The organism is Ureibacillus chungkukjangi, assembly GCF_044795995.1.
GTDB classification, from domain to species: domain Bacteria; phylum Bacillota; class Bacilli; order Bacillales_A; family Planococcaceae; genus Ureibacillus; species Ureibacillus chungkukjangi.
In genome coordinates, this window is record NZ_CP085009.1 from 3,770,906 (window position 1) to 3,787,206 (window position 16,301).

General features: G+C 38.5%; 27 protein-coding genes. All 27 read right to left on the minus strand.

Annotation, left to right across the window (positions count from 1 at the left end; all coding sequences use genetic code 11):
- Nucleotides 1-151 precede the first annotated feature (151 nt).
- The 27 genes from LG296_RS18615 to LG296_RS18745 all read right to left on the minus strand — a co-directional run bounded on the left by LG296_RS18615 (nucleotide 152) and on the right by LG296_RS18745 (nucleotide 16,298).
- Entirely contained in the window at nucleotides 152-808 is a 657-nt protein-coding gene (locus LG296_RS18615; protein WP_107932331.1) for an adenylate kinase, read from the minus strand.
- A gap of 63 nt (nucleotides 809-871) precedes the next feature.
- Nucleotides 872-2,167 carry a preprotein translocase subunit SecY gene (secY, locus tag LG296_RS18620; protein WP_107932329.1) on the minus strand — a complete coding sequence of 432 codons (1,296 nt, stop codon included), beginning with the start codon at nucleotides 2,165-2,167 and terminating at the stop codon, nucleotides 872-874.
- Nucleotides 2,167-2,607 carry a 50S ribosomal protein L15 gene (rplO, locus tag LG296_RS18625; protein WP_107932327.1) on the minus strand — a complete coding sequence of 147 codons (441 nt, stop codon included), beginning with the start codon at nucleotides 2,605-2,607 and terminating at the stop codon, nucleotides 2,167-2,169. Before rplO ends, secY begins: the two co-directional genes overlap by 1 nt.
- A gap of 33 nt (nucleotides 2,608-2,640) precedes the next feature.
- Nucleotides 2,641-2,823 carry a 50S ribosomal protein L30 gene (gene rpmD, locus LG296_RS18630; protein ID WP_107932326.1) on the minus strand — a complete coding sequence of 61 codons (183 nt, stop codon included), beginning with the start codon at nucleotides 2,821-2,823 and terminating at the stop codon, nucleotides 2,641-2,643.
- 14 nt (nucleotides 2,824-2,837) lie between these two features.
- Nucleotides 2,838-3,338 (minus strand): 30S ribosomal protein S5, encoded by a 501-nt coding sequence (rpsE, locus tag LG296_RS18635; RefSeq protein ID WP_107932324.1) that lies wholly within the window; start codon nucleotides 3,336-3,338, stop codon nucleotides 2,838-2,840.
- Nucleotides 3,339-3,359: 21 nt separating this feature from the next.
- Nucleotides 3,360-3,719, minus strand: a complete 360-nt coding sequence (gene rplR, locus LG296_RS18640) for a 50S ribosomal protein L18 (protein ID WP_107932322.1) — start codon at nucleotides 3,717-3,719, stop codon at nucleotides 3,360-3,362.
- A gap of 30 nt (nucleotides 3,720-3,749) precedes the next feature.
- A complete protein-coding gene (gene rplF, locus LG296_RS18645; RefSeq protein WP_107932320.1) occupies nucleotides 3,750-4,289 on the minus strand; it encodes a 50S ribosomal protein L6 in 540 nt (179 codons plus the stop codon).
- Between the two features lie 30 nt (nucleotides 4,290-4,319).
- A complete protein-coding gene (gene rpsH / locus LG296_RS18650) occupies nucleotides 4,320-4,718 on the minus strand; it encodes a 30S ribosomal protein S8 (RefSeq protein ID WP_107932318.1) in 399 nt (132 codons plus the stop codon).
- A 29-nt stretch (nucleotides 4,719-4,747) separates the two neighbouring features.
- Entirely contained in the window at nucleotides 4,748-4,933 is a 186-nt protein-coding gene (locus tag LG296_RS18655) for a type Z 30S ribosomal protein S14 (protein WP_004233656.1), read from the minus strand.
- Nucleotides 4,934-4,954: 21 nt separating this feature from the next.
- On the minus strand, nucleotides 4,955-5,494 hold the full coding sequence (rplE, locus tag LG296_RS18660) for a 50S ribosomal protein L5 (RefSeq protein ID WP_107932316.1): 540 nt from the start codon (nucleotides 5,492-5,494) through the stop codon (nucleotides 4,955-4,957).
- Nucleotides 5,495-5,522: 28 nt separating this feature from the next.
- On the minus strand, nucleotides 5,523-5,831 hold the full coding sequence (rplX, locus tag LG296_RS18665; protein ID WP_107932314.1) for a 50S ribosomal protein L24: 309 nt from the start codon (nucleotides 5,829-5,831) through the stop codon (nucleotides 5,523-5,525).
- A gap of 36 nt (nucleotides 5,832-5,867) precedes the next feature.
- The gene (gene rplN, locus LG296_RS18670; protein ID WP_036200739.1) at nucleotides 5,868-6,236 is read right to left on the minus strand and encodes a 50S ribosomal protein L14; all 369 of its coding nucleotides are present in this window, start codon (nucleotides 6,234-6,236) and stop codon (nucleotides 5,868-5,870) included.
- Nucleotides 6,237-6,281: 45 nt separating this feature from the next.
- Nucleotides 6,282-6,545 (minus strand): 30S ribosomal protein S17, encoded by a 264-nt coding sequence (gene rpsQ / locus LG296_RS18675; RefSeq protein ID WP_036200740.1) that lies wholly within the window; start codon nucleotides 6,543-6,545, stop codon nucleotides 6,282-6,284.
- A gap of 18 nt (nucleotides 6,546-6,563) precedes the next feature.
- Nucleotides 6,564-6,764: a 50S ribosomal protein L29 gene (rpmC, locus tag LG296_RS18680; RefSeq protein ID WP_004233646.1), complete on the minus strand. Its 201-nt coding sequence runs from the start codon at nucleotides 6,762-6,764 to the stop codon at nucleotides 6,564-6,566.
- Nucleotides 6,754-7,188, minus strand: coding sequence for a 50S ribosomal protein L16 (gene rplP, locus LG296_RS18685; protein ID WP_107932312.1), 435 nt, complete (start codon nucleotides 7,186-7,188; stop codon nucleotides 6,754-6,756). The genes rpmC and rplP overlap by 11 nt, the downstream gene beginning before the upstream one ends.
- A 2-nt stretch (nucleotides 7,189-7,190) precedes the next feature.
- Complete coding sequence (rpsC, locus tag LG296_RS18690; protein WP_107932310.1) at nucleotides 7,191-7,847, minus strand: 30S ribosomal protein S3; 657 nt, start codon at nucleotides 7,845-7,847, stop codon at nucleotides 7,191-7,193.
- A 3-nt stretch (nucleotides 7,848-7,850) separates the two neighbouring features.
- On the minus strand, nucleotides 7,851-8,195 hold the full coding sequence (gene rplV / locus LG296_RS18695; protein ID WP_107932308.1) for a 50S ribosomal protein L22: 345 nt from the start codon (nucleotides 8,193-8,195) through the stop codon (nucleotides 7,851-7,853).
- Nucleotides 8,196-8,217: 22 nt separating this feature from the next.
- Nucleotides 8,218-8,496, minus strand: coding sequence for a 30S ribosomal protein S19 (gene rpsS, locus LG296_RS18700; protein WP_107932306.1), 279 nt, complete (start codon nucleotides 8,494-8,496; stop codon nucleotides 8,218-8,220).
- 60 nt (nucleotides 8,497-8,556) lie between these two features.
- Nucleotides 8,557-9,387, minus strand: coding sequence for a 50S ribosomal protein L2 (gene rplB, locus LG296_RS18705; protein ID WP_107932304.1), 831 nt, complete (start codon nucleotides 9,385-9,387; stop codon nucleotides 8,557-8,559).
- A 47-nt stretch (nucleotides 9,388-9,434) separates the two neighbouring features.
- Nucleotides 9,435-9,719 carry a 50S ribosomal protein L23 gene (gene rplW, locus LG296_RS18710; protein WP_107932302.1) on the minus strand — a complete coding sequence of 95 codons (285 nt, stop codon included), beginning with the start codon at nucleotides 9,717-9,719 and terminating at the stop codon, nucleotides 9,435-9,437.
- Nucleotides 9,719-10,342, minus strand: a complete 624-nt coding sequence (rplD, locus tag LG296_RS18715; protein WP_107932299.1) for a 50S ribosomal protein L4 — start codon at nucleotides 10,340-10,342, stop codon at nucleotides 9,719-9,721. Before rplD ends, rplW begins: the two co-directional genes overlap by 1 nt.
- 26 nt (nucleotides 10,343-10,368) lie before the next feature.
- Nucleotides 10,369-10,998: a 50S ribosomal protein L3 gene (gene rplC, locus LG296_RS18720; protein ID WP_251398858.1), complete on the minus strand. Its 630-nt coding sequence runs from the start codon at nucleotides 10,996-10,998 to the stop codon at nucleotides 10,369-10,371.
- A gap of 46 nt (nucleotides 10,999-11,044) precedes the next feature.
- Nucleotides 11,045-11,353, minus strand: coding sequence for a 30S ribosomal protein S10 (gene rpsJ / locus LG296_RS18725; protein WP_036172433.1), 309 nt, complete (start codon nucleotides 11,351-11,353; stop codon nucleotides 11,045-11,047).
- Nucleotides 11,354-11,754: 401 nt separating this feature from the next.
- On the minus strand, nucleotides 11,755-13,734 hold the full coding sequence (locus LG296_RS18730) for an FtsX-like permease family protein (RefSeq protein ID WP_404427246.1): 1,980 nt from the start codon (nucleotides 13,732-13,734) through the stop codon (nucleotides 11,755-11,757).
- Nucleotides 13,724-14,485 carry an ABC transporter ATP-binding protein gene (locus LG296_RS18735; RefSeq protein ID WP_251398879.1) on the minus strand — a complete coding sequence of 254 codons (762 nt, stop codon included), beginning with the start codon at nucleotides 14,483-14,485 and terminating at the stop codon, nucleotides 13,724-13,726. Before LG296_RS18735 ends, LG296_RS18730 begins: the two co-directional genes overlap by 11 nt.
- A 100-nt stretch (nucleotides 14,486-14,585) precedes the next feature.
- A complete protein-coding gene (locus LG296_RS18740; protein ID WP_251398854.1) occupies nucleotides 14,586-15,605 on the minus strand; it encodes a sensor histidine kinase in 1,020 nt (339 codons plus the stop codon).
- A 9-nt stretch (nucleotides 15,606-15,614) separates the two neighbouring features.
- Nucleotides 15,615-16,298 (minus strand): response regulator transcription factor, encoded by a 684-nt coding sequence (locus LG296_RS18745; protein WP_251398850.1) that lies wholly within the window; start codon nucleotides 16,296-16,298, stop codon nucleotides 15,615-15,617.
- Nucleotides 16,299-16,301 lie beyond the last annotated feature (3 nt).

Consider the following 16,301-nt stretch of genomic DNA (forward strand, 5'->3'; position numbering starts at 1 on the left):
CCCATAACACTTACCACAAAATAGATTCTATCACATTTGTGTCTCGTGTATACCGGGCACAATATGCTTTTGCAACTCTCAATAAAGTTTATTTTGTTGCACCCGCAAATTCTCCCGCGAAAAGCAATTGACTCTCGTCTAATGCCGGGTATCAGCTGCGGCTGCCCTGTAGTAATAGAGCGTCAAGATCAGCAAACACTTTTTCGATATCTTGCTGTCCATCGATATTTGTTAAAACACCTTTAGATTCATAGAAATCAAGTAAAGGTTGTGCTTGATTCATATTTACTTCCAGACGGTTTGCTACCGTATCAGGATTATCGTCCGCACGAGTGTATAATTCGCCGCCATCTTTGTCACATTTACCTTCCACTTTAGGAGGGTTAAAAATGACATGATAAGATGTACCACAAGTTTTACAAATACGACGACCGCTAAGACGTGCTACTAGTTCATCTTTTTCAACTTGGATATTGATTGTATGATCAATTTTTTTCCCAAGTTCATCTAGGATGCTATCTAAAGCCTCAGCTTGTGGAACTGTACGTGGGAACCCGTCTAATAAGAAACCTTTTTCACAATCTTTTTGTGCTAGTCGTTCACGAACGATGCCAATCGTTACTTCATCAGGTACAAGAGCACCTTGATCCATAAACGATTTAGCTTCTAAACCTAATTCTGTTCCCGCACCAATAGCAGCACGGAACATGTCGCCTGTAGAAATATGAGGGATTTCGTACTTCTCAATAATTTTATCTGCCTGTGTACCTTTACCAGCACCAGGTAGACCCATTAAAACGATATTCATACGTTTCATTCCCCCTAAAGCTTGCTGGCTTAGGAAACTTGAACGTTTCCTAAAACCTGCATTTTATTTCATAAAGCCTTTATAGTGACGTTTTACAAGTTGAGCTTCTAATTGTTTCATTGTTTCTAAAGCAACACCAACTACGATAATTACACTAGTACCACCAATTTGCGCCGAAGCAGGTAGATTCATGAAATTAATAAATAGGATTGGTAGTACTGAAATAGCAACTAAGAATAGTGCACCCACAAATGTTAAACGGTATAGTACTTTTGTTAAGTAACTTTGCGTATCGTTACCAGGACGAATCCCAGGAATATACGCACCTTGTTTTTTCAAGTTGTCGGACAAGTTTTCAGGATTCACTTGTATAAATGCATAGAAGTACGTGAACGCAACAATCAATGCAATATAGATAATCATTCCAACAGGTTTAGTATAGTCAAACGTAGTTGTAATGAAGGAAGTCACTGAATTTTGACCGAAGAACGTAGCTAAAGTTTGAGGTGTAACAATAAACGCAATGGCAAAGATTACCGGAATAACCCCTGCAGCATTTACTTTTAACGGTAAATGTGTTTGTTGTCCACCAGCTTGTGGCGTACGACCTGCAACTCGTTTTGCATATTGAATTGGAATTTTACGTAAAGCTTGTTGTACGTAAATTACTCCAACTACAACTGCTAGCATAATCAAAACAAGTATTACTAAGATAGCAATTCGGATGAATAGCTGATCTCCAGCATCCTCGATTTGTTGTGCATAGATTTGGTTCACTGTTGTTGGTATTGCAGCAACAATCCCTGCAAAGATAATGATTGAAATACCATTTCCAACTCCATGTGATGTGATTTGTTCACCTAGCCATAGTAGGAATGAAGTACCAGCAGTTAACACGATCGCAATCGTTATGTAGGACAACACACTTGTATCAGTAATTAAGGAACCACCGTACATTTGATTGAACCCAAATGACATTGCGAAAGCTTGAATGAAGGCTAAAATTACAGTTAAGTAACGAGTGAATTGAGCCAACTTGCGTCGACCAACATCACCTTGTTTTGCCCATTCCGCAAACTTTGGAACAACATCCATTTGCAATAGCTGAACAATAATAGAAGCAGTAATGTAAGGCATAATTCCCAATGCAAAGATTGAGAAGTTAGACAATGCACCACCGCCGAAAGTATTAAGGAAACCAATTAAGTTAAACTCATCGGCTACCTTTAATACTTGAGAGTCGACGTTAGGTACTGGAATGAATGTTCCAATACGGAAAACAATCAACATTAATAATGTAAAGATGATTTTATTTCGTATATCTCGAACGCGCATAAAGTTAGAGATCGTCTGAAACATTAAATCACCTCAGTTGTTCCGCCAGCGTTCTCGATTGCTTCTTTAGCTGAAGCTGAGAACTTGTGAGCTTTTACTGTAAGCTTTTTGTTAAGAGTTCCATTACCTAGAATCTTAATCCCAGCTTTTTCATTACTCACAATACCAGTTTCTAGTAATAATGCAGGTGTTACTTCTGCACCATCTTCGAAACGGTTTAATGCATCAAGGTTAACGATTGCGAATTCTTTACGGTTGATGTTCGTAAAGCCGCGTTTTGGTAAACGACGGAATAGTGGGTTTTGACCCCCCTCGAATCCAGGACGAACGCCGCCGCCAGAACGAGCGTTTTGACCTTTATGACCTCTACCTGCAGTTTTACCGTTACCAGAACCGATACCACGACCAACACGGTTACGCTCTTTACGTGATCCTTCTGCTGGTTTTAACTCATGAAGTTTCATATGGGTGGCACCTCCTTGTTCAATGATTGAAAATTAATTTCCTTTTACAGTAACTAAGTGAGCTACTTTATCTAACATACCGCGAATAGCTGCGTTGTCAGCTTGTTCTACAGTTTGGTTCATTTTACGTAAACCTAATGCTTCAACGATTTTACGTTGTTGAGGCTTAGTACCAATTAAAGATTTAGTAAGGGTAATTTCTAATTTGTTTGTCATTATAATTCCCCCCCTTATCCTAATAGTTCTTCCACTGATTTACCGCGTAGTTTTGCAACGTCCTCTGCGCGTTTTAGTTCACTTAGACCAGCAACAGTAGCACGTACCATGTTGATTGGTGTGTTTGAACCTAGAGATTTTGAAAGAATATCAGTAATACCAGCAAGTTCAAGTACGGCACGTACAGGACCACCAGCGATAACTCCAGTACCTGGAGCTGCAGGTTTGATTAAAATTTGACCTGCTCCGAAGCGACCAACAACATCATGTGGAGTTGTTCCACCAACACGTGGCACTTCGATTAAGTTTTTCTTCGCGTCTTCAACAGCTTTACGGATCGCGTCTGGAACCTCTTGAGCTTTACCAGTACCGAAACCTACATGACCGTTTTTGTCACCTACAACAACTAGTGCTGTAAAGCGGAAGCGACGACCACCTTTAACAACTTTAGCAACGCGGTTAATAGTAACTACGCGTTCTTCAAGTTCAAGTTTGTTTGCGTCAATGCGACTCATGAAGTATGTCCCTCCTTCTTATTAAAATTCTAAGCCGTTTTCACGTGCAGCTTCAGCTAAAGCTTTTACACGTCCATGATATAAGTAACCACCGCGGTCAAATACAACAGCAGTAATATTTTTTTCCGCAGCGCGTTTAGCGATTGTTTCACCGATTTTTGCTGCAGCTTCTACATTGTTACCTGCACCCTCAAAACTATTTTCTTGAGAAGATGCACTTACAAGTGTCACACCAGCAACATCGTCAATAAGTTGTGCATAGATGTTCTTGTTTGAACGGAATACGTTTAAACGTGGACGCTCAGCAGTACCTGAGATCTTTGTACGAACACGCACATGACGTTTTTTACGAACTTGATTTTTATCTTGTTTCGTAATCACAGAGGTCACTCCTTTCTAATGCGAAAAGCATTATTTACCTGTTTTACCTTCTTTACGACGTACAAATTCGCCTTCATAACGAATACCTTTACCTTTGTAAGGCTCTGGTGGGCGAACATCACGAATGTTAGATGCTAATGCACCAACACGTTCTTTGCTAATACCTTTAACAATTACCTTAGTATTTGAAGGAACTTCGATTTCTAGACCTTCTTCAGGTGTGAACTCTACTGGATGAGAGTAACCTACGTTAAGTACAAGTTTCTTACCTTGTAATTGCGCACGGTAACCTACACCGATAAGTTCTAGTGAACGAGAAAATCCTTCAGAAACACCAGTAACCATGTTTGCTAATAGCGCACGAGTTGTACCATGAATAGTACGGTGTTGTTTTGACTCAGAAGGGCGAACAACGTTGATGATGTTACCTTCTAACTCAATTTTCATATCTTGGTTGAATTGACGAGTTAAATCGCCTTTAGGTCCTTTAACAGTAACTGTGTTATCGTCAGCGATAGTTACAGTCACGTTAGCTGGAACCTCGATTGGTTTTTTACCTACACGAGACATTTAGTTGCACCTCCATTCTTTTATTGCTTATTACCAAATGTAAGCTAAGATTTCTCCGCCAACTTTTTTAGCACGTGCTTCTTTATCAGTTAATAAACCTTGAGAAGTTGATACTAAAGCGATACCTAAACCGTTAAGTACACGAGGTACTTCGTCAGTTTTAGCATATACACGTAAGCCAGGTTTTGAAATACGTTTTAAGCCAGTGATAACACGCTCGTTTTCTTTTCCATATTTTAAGAAGATACGGATGATACCTTGCTTATTATCTTCAACATATTCTACATCACGAACGAAACCTTCACGCTTTAAGATTTCAGCGATTTCTTTCTTTAAGTTTGAAGCTGGTACTTCTAACTTCTCGTGACGAACCATGTTAGCATTACGAATGCGTGTTAGCATATCTGCGATCGGATCTGTCATTGTCATAAATTTTACCTCCTTCCCAATTTAGGGGATTACCAGCTAGCTTTTTTAACGCCAGGAATTTGTCCCTTATATGCAAGTTCACGGAAACAAATACGGCAAAGTTTAAATTTACGATATACAGAATGTGGACGACCACAGCGTTCACAACGTGTATATTCTTGAACTTTAAACTTTTGCTTACGTTGTTGTTTAACGATCATTGATTTTTTAGCCACGTTTTCGCCCTCCTTATTTTATTACTTTTGGAACGGCATACCGAATTGTGTCAATAACTCGCGAGCTTCTTCATCAGAATTCGCAGTTGTTACGATCACGATGTCCATACCGCGTACTTTCGAAACTTTATCGTAATCGATCTCTGGGAAAATTAATTGTTCTTTAACACCTAATGTGTAGTTTCCACGACCATCAAATGATTTTTTAGAAACACCGCGGAAGTCGCGTACACGTGGTAGTGAGATAGCGATTAATTTGTCCAAGAATTCATACATACGTTCACCACGTAATGTAACTTTCGCACCAATTGCTTGACCTTCACGTAGACGGAAACCAGCAATAGATTTTTTCGCTTTTGTTACAACTGGTTTTTGCCCAGTGATAATTGTTAATTCTTCAACAGCAGCATCTAGTGCTTTAGAGTTTTGTACAGCGTCACCAACACCCATGTTAATAACGATTTTGTCTACTTTAGGCACTTGCATTACTGATTTATATTCGAACTTGCTCATTAGAGCAGGAGAAACTTCGTTTAAATATTTTTCTTTTAGGCGGCTCATGTTCGTACCTCCCTTCTCAAATTTCGTTTTAGTCGATTACTGCACCTGATTTTTTTGCAACACGAACTTTTTTGCCATCTTCGATTTTGTAACCTACACGAGTCGGCTCGCCAGATTTCGGATCGATTAGCATTACGTTCGATACGTGGATTGCTGCTTCTTGGCTCACAATACCACCTTGTGGGTTTAACTGGTTAGGTTTAACGTGTTTTTTAACGATGTTAATACCTTCTACAAGAACGCGTTCTTGTTTTGGGAAAGCAGCTAAAACTACGCCTTCTTTACCTTTATCTTTACCAGAGATAACTTTTACTTTGTCGCCCTTTTTTACATGCATTAGTGTCGCACCTCCTTGATTGGTACTATCATGAAATTAAAGAACTTCTGGAGCTAATGAAACGATTTTCATGAAGTTGCTATCACGTAATTCACGTGCAACAGGTCCGAAAATACGAGTTCCGCGTGGTGACTTATCGTCTTTGATGATTACGCAAGCATTTTCGTCAAATTTAATATAAGTACCATCTTTACGGCGTACACCAGATTTTGTGCGAACGACAACAGCCTTAACAACGTCACCCTTCTTGACAACGCCCCCTGGTGTTGCTTTCTTAACTGTTACAACAACGATATCACCGATGTTAGCAGTTTTACGGCCAGAACCACCAAGTACTTTAATTGTTAAAACTTCGCGTGCACCTGAGTTGTCAGCAACTTTCATACGACTTTCTTGTTGGATCACTTAGGTTACCTCCCTTCGGAATTCATGTGTTTTCCGAATATGTTATTAAATAATAACAGCTTTTTCTACGACTTCCACTAGACGGAAGCGTTTTGTAGCTGATAACGGACGAGTTTCCATGATACGTACGATATCACCGATTTTCGCTTCGTTCAACTCATCATGAGCTTTAAATTTTTTAGAGTACTTTACACGTTTACCATATAATTTGTGTTTCTTATAAGTTTCAACAAGAACAGTAACTGTTTTGTCCATTTTATCTGAAACTACACGGCCCGTGTAAACTTTGCGTTGATTACGCTCAGTCATACTAAAGAACCTCCTTTATCAGTTATTTGCACTGATTTCTCTTTCACGAATCACAGTTTTCATGCGCGCAATCGCTTTACGAACTTCGCGGATGCGAGCTGTGTTTTCTAATTGACCAGTCGCCAATTGGAAGCGAAGGTTGAAAAGCTCTTCTTTCAGTGATTTCACTTTTAATTCAATTTCAGAAGTGGCAAGGTCACGGATTTCATTAGCTTTCATTAGATTCACCACCAGTTTCTTGACGTTTAACAATCTTACATTTAACAGGAAGTTTGTGTGATGCTAAACGAAGTGCTTCACGTGCGATCTCTTCAGATACACCAGCAACTTCAAACATTACTTTTCCTGGTTTTACTACTGCTACCCAGCCTTCTGGAGAACCTTTACCGGAACCCATTCGAACCTCTAGAGGCTTTTTAGTGTAAGGCTTGTGTGGGAAAATTTTAATCCAAACTTTACCGCCACGTTTCATGTAACGTGTCATTGCAATACGGGCAGATTCGATTTGACGGTTAGTGATCCAGCTAGCTGTTGTTGCTTGTAAGCCCCATTCGCCGAAAGATACTTCTTTACCGCCTTTCGCTTCACCACGCATGTTACCACGGTGTTCACGACGATATTTTACGCGTTTTGGTAATAACATTATTATTTGCCTCCTTCCACAGAGCTCTTCTTCGTTGGAAGGACTTCACCACGATAAATCCATACTTTAACACCTAATTTACCATAAGTAGTGTCAGCTTCTGCGTGAGCATAATCAATGTCAGCACGAAGAGTATGAAGTGGAACAGTTCCTTCACTGTAATGTTCAGCACGCGCGATATCAGCGCCACCTAAACGACCAGATACTTGTGTTTTAATTCCTTTTGCACCAGAACGGATTGTGCGTTGAATTGCTTGTTTTTGAGCACGGCGGAATGATACGCGGTTCTCAAGTTGACGAGCGATGTTTTCTGCTACTAAACGAGCATCAAGATCAGCTCTTTTGATTTCTACGATGTTAATGTGTACACGTTTACCAGTTAAATCGTTAAGATATTTACGTAAGTTTTCAACTTCCGTACCACCTTTACCGATAACCATACCTGGTTTCGCAGTGTGAATAGTAATGTTTACGCGATTTGCAGCGCGTTCGATTTCTACTTTAGAAACAGATGCTTCTTTTAAAGCAGATTCGATATATTTACGAACTTTGATATCTTCGTGTAATAAAGTCGCATAGTCTTTCTCAGCGTACCATCTTGACTCCCAATCACGAATAATACCAACTCGTAGTCCTATTGGATGTACTTTTTGACCCACGGATTAACCCTCCTTCTTCTCAGATACCACTAAAGTGATGTGGCTTGTGCGTTTGTTAATTGCGCTTGCACGTCCTTGCGCACGTGGACGGAAACGTTTTAATGTTGGACCTTCGTCAACAAATACTTCAGAAATAACTAAGTTGTTAATATCTAAATCATAGTTGTGCTCAGCATTTGCAACTGCAGATTTTAATACTTTCTCAACGACTGGAGACGCCGCTTTTGGAGTATGACGTAAAATTGCAACTGCTTCACCAATTTGCTTTCCTCGGATTAAGTCTACTACTAGACGTACTTTACGAGGAGCAATACGAACTGTGCGAGCGATAGCTTTAGCTTGTGTCATTAGGATTTACCTCCTCTCAAAATTAGCGTCTTGTTTTCTTGTCATCTGCACCGTGACCTTTGTAAGTACGTGTTGGTGCGAATTCGCCTAGTTTATGACCTACCATGTCTTCTGTCACGTATACAGGAACATGCTTACGTCCATCATATACAGCGACTGTTAAACCGATGAAGTTCGGGAAGATAGTAGAACGGCGTGACCAAGTTTTAATAACTTGTTTTTTCTCTGAACCTTCTTGTGCTTCAACTTTTTTCATCAAGTGATCATCCACAAAAGGTCCTTTTTTCAAACTGCGACCCATTTAGGAACCTCCCTCCGTGACTCCACCACGGTTCTGCATACGAACCGTAGTACAATCACATTATTTTTTACGAGAACGAATGATGAACTTACTAGTTTTGTTTTTCTTCTTACGAGTTTTGAAACCAAGGGCTGGTTTACCCCATGGTGTCATTGGAGATTTACGTCCGATTGGTGAACGTCCTTCACCACCACCGTGTGGGTGATCATTAGGGTTCATTACAGATCCACGTACAGTTGGGCGTTTACCCAACCAACGAGAACGACCTGCTTTACCAATGTGGATAAGTTCGTGTTGCTCGTTACCTACTTGACCGATTGTTGCACGACAAGTTGCAAGTACTAAGCGAACCTCACCAGATTGTAAACGAACGATTACATATTTATCTTCACGTCCAAGTACTTGCGCAGAAGTACCAGCAGAACGTACTAATTGTCCGCCTTTTCCAGGTTTTAACTCGATGTTATGGATTGTTGTACCCATTGGGATGTTTGCTAATGGTAATGTGTTACCTACTTTAATATCAACATCAGGACCAGAGATGATTGTTTGACCAACTTCTAATCCTTTCGGTGCTAAGATGTAACGTTTTTCACCGTCAGCATAATTGATTAATGCGATATTCGCAGAGCGGTTTGGATCATATTCAATAGTAGCAACGCGTGCAGGAATTCCGTCTTTAGTACGTTTAAAGTCGATTACGCGGTATTGCTTCTTATGACCACCACCGTGATGACGAACAGTAATTTTACCTTGGTTATTACGACCAGCTTTGCGTTTAATTGGCTCTAATAATGACTTTTCAGGCTTATTAGTTGTGATTTCCGCAAAATCAGATGACGTCATATTACGACGACCATTTGAGGTTGGTTTATACTTTTTAATCGCCATGTGTTTTCCCTCCTTCTTGAATGTTCGATTTTATTTCCTATTGGAAATTAAATTTCAAAAATTTCGATTTCTTTGCTATCAGCAGTTAATTTAACGATTGCTTTACGACGTTTGTTAGTGTATCCGCCGAATTTACCAACACGTTTAAATTTACCTTTGTAGTTCATGATGTTTACTTTATCAACTGTTACGCCAAAGATTTCTTGTACAGCATCTTTAACTTGAGTTTTATTAGCGCGAACATCAACTTCAAAAGTATATTTTTTCTCAGCCATAAGCTCAGAAGAACGCTCAGTAATGACCGGACGTTTTAGAATATCACGTGCTTCCATTATCCAAGCACCTCCTCAACTTTTTCTACTGCAGCTTTTGTGAATACAACTTTTTCGTGACCTAAAAGATCAAGAACGTTGATTCCAGAAGCTGTTACTACAGTTACACCTGGGATGTTACGAGCAGATAATGCTACATTTTCATCTAGTTCAGCTGTAACGAATAAAGCTTTCTTTTCGATGTTTAGGTTACCTAAAATCGTTTTGAAATCTTTCGTTTTCGGTGCTGCTAATTGCAATGCATCAAGAACTAAGAAATTTTGTTCTCCAACTTTAGCTGATAAAGCTGATTTAAGAGCTAAGCGACGAACTTTTTTCGGTAATTTGTAGCTATAACTACGTGGAGTTGGACCGAATACAACACCACCACCACGCCATTGTGGCGAACGGATAGAACCTTGTCGAGCGCGACCAGTTCCTTTTTGACGCCATGGTTTACGTCCACCACCAGCAACTTCAGAACGGTTTTTAACTTTATGGTTACCTTGACGAAGTGAAGCGCGTTGAGCAACTACTGCGTCGAATAATACTGCTTCATTTGGCTCAATTCCGAAAACTAAGTCGTTTAATTCGATTTCACCTACAGAAGCGCCTGTTTGACTAAGTACAGATACTTTTGTCATTCCTGTTTCCTCCTTTCTTCGAGAAATTATTTAGATTTTACAGCAGTTTTCACTGTAACTAATGCTTTACGAGAACCAGGAACATTACCTTTAACAAGTAGTAAGTTACGCTCTGCATCTACTTTTACGATTTCGATGTTTTGGATTGTAACTACATTCCCACCCATTTGACCAGGTAATTTCTTTTGTTTAAATACGCGGTTCGGAGCAACTGGCCCCATTGAACCAGGACGACGGTGGTAACGAGAACCATGGGCCATAGGACCACGAGATTGTCCGTGACGTTTAATAACACCTTGGAAACCTTTACCTTTAGTAATACCTGTTACATCTACTACATCGCCTTCTGCGAAAACTTCTACTTTGACTTCTTGACCAACTTCGTATTCTTCCACGTTTACATTGCGGAATTCACGGATGAAGCGCTTAGGAGCAGTATTCGCTTTTGCTACGTGACCTTGTTGTGGTTTGTTTGAAAGCTTAATACGCTTATCTTCGAAACCAACTTGAATTGCTTCATAACCATCTGTTTCAACAGTTTTCTTTTGAAGAACTACGTTTGGAGTAGCTTCGATAACTGTTACAGGGATTAAATCACCATTCTCAGCGAAAACTTGTGTCATACCAACTTTTCTACCTAAGATTCCTTTAGCCATTTGTCACACCTCCTGTGATTATTAAAAAGTTCTATTTTTTTTACCATTAAAGTTTGATTTCGATATCAACGCCAGATGGTAAATCAAGTTTCATTAACGCATCAACAGTTTGTGGTGTTGGGTTAATGATATCGATTAAACGTTTATGCGTACGCATTTCGAATTGTTCACGAGAATCTTTGTACTTGTGAACCGCACGAAGAATTGTGTACACAGACTTTTCAGTTGGTAACGGAATCGGACCTGATACACTTGCACCTGAACGTTTAGCAGTTTCCACAATTTTCTCAGCAGATTGATCTAAAACACGGTGATCATACGCTTTTAAACGGATACGAATCTTTTGTTTTGCCATTATTTTCCCTCCTTTTTTTCGCCTAATTACTAGACATTCTCCACGGAAATTTCCCACACACTCGCCATGGCAAAGCGGCCGTGTGTGTCGGCAACCTCCCGCTTCATCGCAGTCAAAGACCAACATTCAACATTATATACAATAAAAAAAGAATAAGCAAGTGTTTTTGCTAATTTCTTTTCAATTGTCGTGTTTTTATACATCGCTTTTCTACATATTGTTTCAAAGCCTTTATTAGTATATAAGAAATCCTATACTATATCAAACATTTCTTTATATATAATTAGTGGTAATTTGCGTCCTGATTCCTTTAATATGTAAAATCGCTCCTGAGTTTATTCAGGAGCGATTTGTTATACTATTCAAATATTTTTGTAATGCTTAATTCGAGTTTCTTCTATCTATAATGACTCTTTTACAACCTTCTTGTAGTATTGTATAGAAAGGATTGCGAATACAGCATACATAACAATATATAATCCCATTATGATAACTAATGGAGCCACAAGCTCTGTTCCAAATAACCACCAGCCAGATTTAACTGCAAAGTAACTATGCAATAGACCGATTACTAATGGCACGCCAAAGTTAAAGGCTTGTTTTGCGTAGATTCCCTTTAATATGTCATTTGTCGAGAAACCAATCTTACGGAGAATTTTGTAGGATTCTCTCTCATCCTCTGCTTCTGCCATTTGTTTAAAGTATAGAATACTACCTGTTGTTAATAAAAATGCTAGTCCTAAAAAGGCTGTTACAAAGATTGTTAAACCTAACGCAGTAATATTACGTTTTCTTAGCTCTTCATAGGACTCCAACGTAAAGCTATAAGTATCGTTCTCCCCTATAGCTATTGTTCTTTCATCGGATAGATTTTTATAAAGCTCCTCTGCTAGTTCCTTATCCCGTTCGTCGATAAGGTTGATTCCTATTTGAGAAGTAAACTGTGTTTCTTCTATATTATTAGACTGTATCTCTTCAAACACGCTATCGGTTACTACTAAGATTGGACTGCCTAACGCTACTTCCTCCGATAACATAAAATCTTCTCTTATTTCTTTAATATATAATGGAAGCTCAATCTCCCCTGCTTTAACCGTAATCTCTTTATCAGCTTCAAGAGGCATAATCTCCGCTAGTACATTAACGTAACTAGTTAAATAAGCTTCTCCTTCCGCTAACTGCACATCCGGCTCGATTTGTTGTAAATTACTTAAAGGAATAACCGTAGTCTGTGTCTCCCCATCAAATAATGTAAACTCTTCTAACTGCACAGAAACTAAGTCGGCTATGTTAAGCATTACACTTGATATGTTATATGAGTCCTGTTCATATTCAATTTCTTCTTGCTCTAACTGATTTATAAATTCCGTGCCTTTATCATTTAATAGAATGTAGTCATAAGGTGAAGCCTGCCTTGCATTCGTTCCCGAGGAATAGAACGAAATATACGACAAGCTCATAATTCCCACTGCCAAGCCAGTAAGCAGCGTAATAAGCGTCAGTGACTTTGAGTTCCCTTTCATGCGGTGCATAATAGGCGTCACAGCTAACACATCACTTACTTTCAAATGCCCCTTCTTATTAGAGCGAATTACATTCATAATCAGCGACACTGAATAACGGAAGAATAGAAACGTACCAAGCATGGTTGATACCAGTATTAAAATCATGTTCAAAAATAGATTATTTAAGAAACCTGATTTAATATCAAATAAGATTGTTGATAGATAATATCCAACGGCTATGAATAATAATCCTAAGAATCCCATTACTGCCTGAAAAACGCTAAAACGCTTTATTCGTTCATCGGCCTGCTTAGTAGCACTGAACAGAGATAGTAACGATACACGACGCACCATCCATGCAAGCTGCAAAATAATCACTACTAATAGAATCGCAAAAATGATTACTGACTGTTTGAATGCTTCCTGTGAAAATACTAAATGAATCACCATATCAATATCTAACATTTTCATTAGGATCATCGCAAATAGACGCGAACTGAAAAAGCCAAGAACCATTCCAATACAAACGGCAAACAAAAACAGCACGACATTCTCTAGTGCAATCAATCGAACGACTAATCCTTTTGTCATTCCAATTAGCTGATATAGACCAATTTCTTTACTTCTTCTTTTCATAAAGAGCTGACTCGCATAAAGCACAAACAATGTAATAATTACATATAAGATATAGCTTGCAGCACTAAACCCTGCATTCGCTGTTCCACTTCGTTCTAGTGCCTCTGTAACACTCGGATTATATTGTAGTGTGGTAAAAGAAAAACAAAGCGTCACACTGAAAATAAGGGCAAAGAAGTATAAGTAGTATTGCTTGAGGTTCTTTCTCATACTTCTAAAAACTAGGCGACTAAGCGTCATAACCGTCACCACCTAGTACACTTTGAGTATTAATGATTTGCTGGAAGAATTGCTGTCTAGTTTTATCCCCTCTATAGACTTCTGTATAGATTGCACCATCATTAAGGAATAAAACTCGCGAACAAAAGCTTGCAGCAACTGAGTCATGTGTTACCATCATAATCGTAGTAGATTTTTGTTGATTTATTTTTTCTAAATTCTTTAATAATGCTGTTGCTGATTTTGAATCTAATGCTCCTGTAGGTTCATCAGCAAATACTAATGCAGGGTTTGTTATCAACGCACGTGCAGCTGAAGTTCTTTGCTTTTGCCCCCCTGAAACCTCGTTTGGATACTTATTTAGAATCTCTTCAATTCCTAGTAAACCGACAAGTTCCTTCAAGCGAGCTTCTGCAGCTGCTTTTGGCAGTTTACTAATAGAGAAAGGAAGTAAAATATTCTCCTTTACCGTTAATGTATCCAGTAGATTATAGTCTTGAAAGATAAATCCTAGCTGTTCACGGCGAAACTTAGCTAATTCCTTTTCCTTCATTCCACTTAGACTTTGCCCATTGATCTCTACAACACCCTCTGTCGGATGATCGATTGAACACAAAACATTTAATAGTGTGGTTTTACCTGAACCTGATGGACCCATAATTCCAACAAATTCACCTTTACTAACTTCTATATCAATACCTTTTAGTACCTCTTGTGCTGTTGATTTTTTACCATATATCTTTCTGATCTTTCTACCCACCAAAACTGACAAACCTTTTCGCCCCTTTCCATTACTCTGTTCATTGTACATCTGATGGATTCTTACTTCCTCCGATTTACATGACAAAAATAAATGATAGGTGACAATTTTGTCATCTATCAAAACTGCTGTGATATTCATTTTGTAGTGGGAATTTTAAAGTAAAAATTGAACCTTCATTTAACTTTGACTCTACTGAAATTTTAATACCAAGACTTACTGCTGCATTCTTAGCTAAATATAGACCCATACCTGTAGACTGAACAGATTCTCTTCCAATTGTCCCCGTGTACGACTTTTGAAAAATTCGAGGCAGATCTTCTGCACGGATACCTCTTCCACAATCTTTAACATGGAGTAGTAAATGCCCTAATTCATCTACCTCCGTATAGATATCGATTTCGCTATTTTCATGACTATATTTAATAGCATTAGATAAAATTTGACGCACTATAAAGGCTAGCCACTTATTATCCGATACAACTTCCTTATCTAACTCGGCTGTCTGAAAACCAATTCCCTTTTCCATACACCATGTCTGAAATTCACGTATTTCCTTAAATATTACTGACTTTAATATAACCCTCTCTAACCGATTATCCTTCTCTATTGATGCTAATCTTGTATGGTGCAGTTGCTGATCTAATAATAAATGTGTCCGCATCCATTCATTCTCAATTCTATAGCGTAATTTCGCATCATTTACCTGCTCAATCATCAGCTTCATAGCTGTTAAAGGGGTTTTCATTTCATGTACCCAGGCTAGTTGAGATTCAGCATCTTCTTGAACCTTCACTCTCGACTGATTTAGTAGAGTATCTTTTTGCTCAATAACATTAAGAACTTCATCAAAATATTTCCGTTGAAAAGGCGAGAGGAAAGTATTTTCAGAATATAAAAACTCCGTTGGATTCGACAAATTTCCCAGGAAATGAGCCAACCCTTGAGTTTCCTTAATATAACGCCATATAAAGAAGCTAAATGATAACATTAGGGTGACTATATTAAAATAACTAATGGATATCCCTGATAACCCTGCATCTAAAAAGAATACTATATTAATAAATAAAAGCAGTAAGAGGATATATGAAATCCAAGCCCAACGCTCTTTTAAGAACAATAGAAAAATCATTTGCCACCTCTATAATGTAATCGCCATATACCCCAGACCCTTTTTCGTCAAAATGGCATCCTGTAAGCCAATCTCCTCAAGCTTTAAGCGTAGACGATTTACATTAACCGTTAATGTATTATCATTGACAAAACGTTCATCATCCCAAAGCTTTCGCATCAATTCATCCCTTGAAACCACTTTATCTACCTGCTGTATAAGGAGTCTTAAGATAAAAAGCTCATTCTTCGTTAATTCACAAGATTGCTCGCCTAATTGTATCTTACCCTTACTATAATCTACTGTTGCACCATTCCAACGAACTAATTCAGTTTGATCTTCAGCATAGTGATAGGTACGCCTTAAGATAGCTTGTACCTTCGCCAATAAAACATCCATATGAAAGGGCTTCTGTACAAAGTCATCAGCACCCATCTGCATCGCCATTACCATATCCATTGGGTGATCACGTGAAGATAAAAATATAATAGGCACCTTTGAAAGAGTACGAATTTCTCTACACCAGTGAAATCCATCAAATGCAGGTAATTGTATATCAATAATTACTAACTGTGGTTTTTCTGCAATAAAATAATCAATCACCTTTTGAAAATCAGGAGGGCCAATAATTTGCATTTGCCAGTTTATAAATCGTTCCTGAATCAGTTCAAAAATTGATTGATCATCTTCAATTAATAGTACCTTTGTTAACATATC

Excerpts from the sequence above, each read along its gene's own strand:
- rplW (WP_107932302.1), bottom strand. The coding sequence starts at position 9,719 with ATGGAAGCACGTGATATTCTAAAACGTCCGGTCATTACTGAGCGTTCT.
- rplX (WP_107932314.1), bottom strand. The coding sequence starts at position 5,831 with ATGCATGTAAAAAAGGGCGACAAAGTAAAAGTTATCTCTGGTAAAGAT.
- rplO (WP_107932327.1), bottom strand. The coding sequence starts at position 2,607 with ATGAAACTTCATGAGTTAAAACCAGCAGAAGGATCACGTAAAGAGCGT.
- rplP (WP_107932312.1), bottom strand. The coding sequence starts at position 7,188 with ATGTTATTACCAAAACGCGTAAAATATCGTCGTGAACACCGTGGTAAC.
- rpsS (WP_107932306.1), bottom strand. The coding sequence starts at position 8,496 with ATGGGTCGCAGTTTGAAAAAAGGACCTTTTGTGGATGATCACTTGATG.
- LG296_RS18615 (WP_107932331.1), bottom strand. The coding sequence starts at position 808 with ATGAATATCGTTTTAATGGGTCTACCTGGTGCTGGTAAAGGTACACAG.
- LG296_RS18745 (WP_251398850.1), bottom strand. The coding sequence starts at position 16,298 with ATGTTAACAAAGGTACTATTAATTGAAGATGATCAATCAATTTTTGAA.
- rpsE (WP_107932324.1), bottom strand. The coding sequence starts at position 3,338 with ATGAGTCGCATTGACGCAAACAAACTTGAACTTGAAGAACGCGTAGTT.
- secY (WP_107932329.1), bottom strand. The coding sequence starts at position 2,167 with ATGTTTCAGACGATCTCTAACTTTATGCGCGTTCGAGATATACGAAAT.
- rplB (WP_107932304.1), bottom strand. The coding sequence starts at position 9,387 with ATGGCGATTAAAAAGTATAAACCAACCTCAAATGGTCGTCGTAATATG.
- rpmC (WP_004233646.1), bottom strand. The coding sequence starts at position 6,764 with ATGAAAGCTAATGAAATCCGTGACCTTGCCACTTCTGAAATTGAATTA.
- rpsQ (WP_036200740.1), bottom strand. The coding sequence starts at position 6,545 with ATGACTGAGCGTAATCAACGCAAAGTTTACACGGGCCGTGTAGTTTCA.
- rpsJ (WP_036172433.1), bottom strand. The coding sequence starts at position 11,353 with ATGGCAAAACAAAAGATTCGTATCCGTTTAAAAGCGTATGATCACCGT.
- rplF (WP_107932320.1), bottom strand. The coding sequence starts at position 4,289 with ATGTCTCGTGTAGGTAAAAAACCAATCGAGGTTCCAGCTAACGTGACT.
- LG296_RS18740 (WP_251398854.1), bottom strand. The coding sequence starts at position 15,605 with ATGATTTTTCTATTGTTCTTAAAAGAGCGTTGGGCTTGGATTTCATAT.
- LG296_RS18730 (WP_404427246.1), bottom strand. The coding sequence starts at position 13,734 with ATGACGCTTAGTCGCCTAGTTTTTAGAAGTATGAGAAAGAACCTCAAG.
- rplC (WP_251398858.1), bottom strand. The coding sequence starts at position 10,998 with ATGGCTAAAGGAATCTTAGGTAGAAAAGTTGGTATGACACAAGTTTTC.
- rplD (WP_107932299.1), bottom strand. The coding sequence starts at position 10,342 with ATGACAAAAGTATCTGTACTTAGTCAAACAGGCGCTTCTGTAGGTGAA.
- rpsH (WP_107932318.1), bottom strand. The coding sequence starts at position 4,718 with ATGACAATGACAGATCCGATCGCAGATATGCTAACACGCATTCGTAAT.
- rpmD (WP_107932326.1), bottom strand. The coding sequence starts at position 2,823 with ATGACAAACAAATTAGAAATTACCCTTACTAAATCTTTAATTGGTACT.
- rplV (WP_107932308.1), bottom strand. The coding sequence starts at position 8,195 with ATGACACAAGCTAAAGCTATCGCTCGCACAGTTCGTATTGCTCCTCGT.
- rplE (WP_107932316.1), bottom strand. The coding sequence starts at position 5,494 with ATGAGCCGCCTAAAAGAAAAATATTTAAACGAAGTTTCTCCTGCTCTA.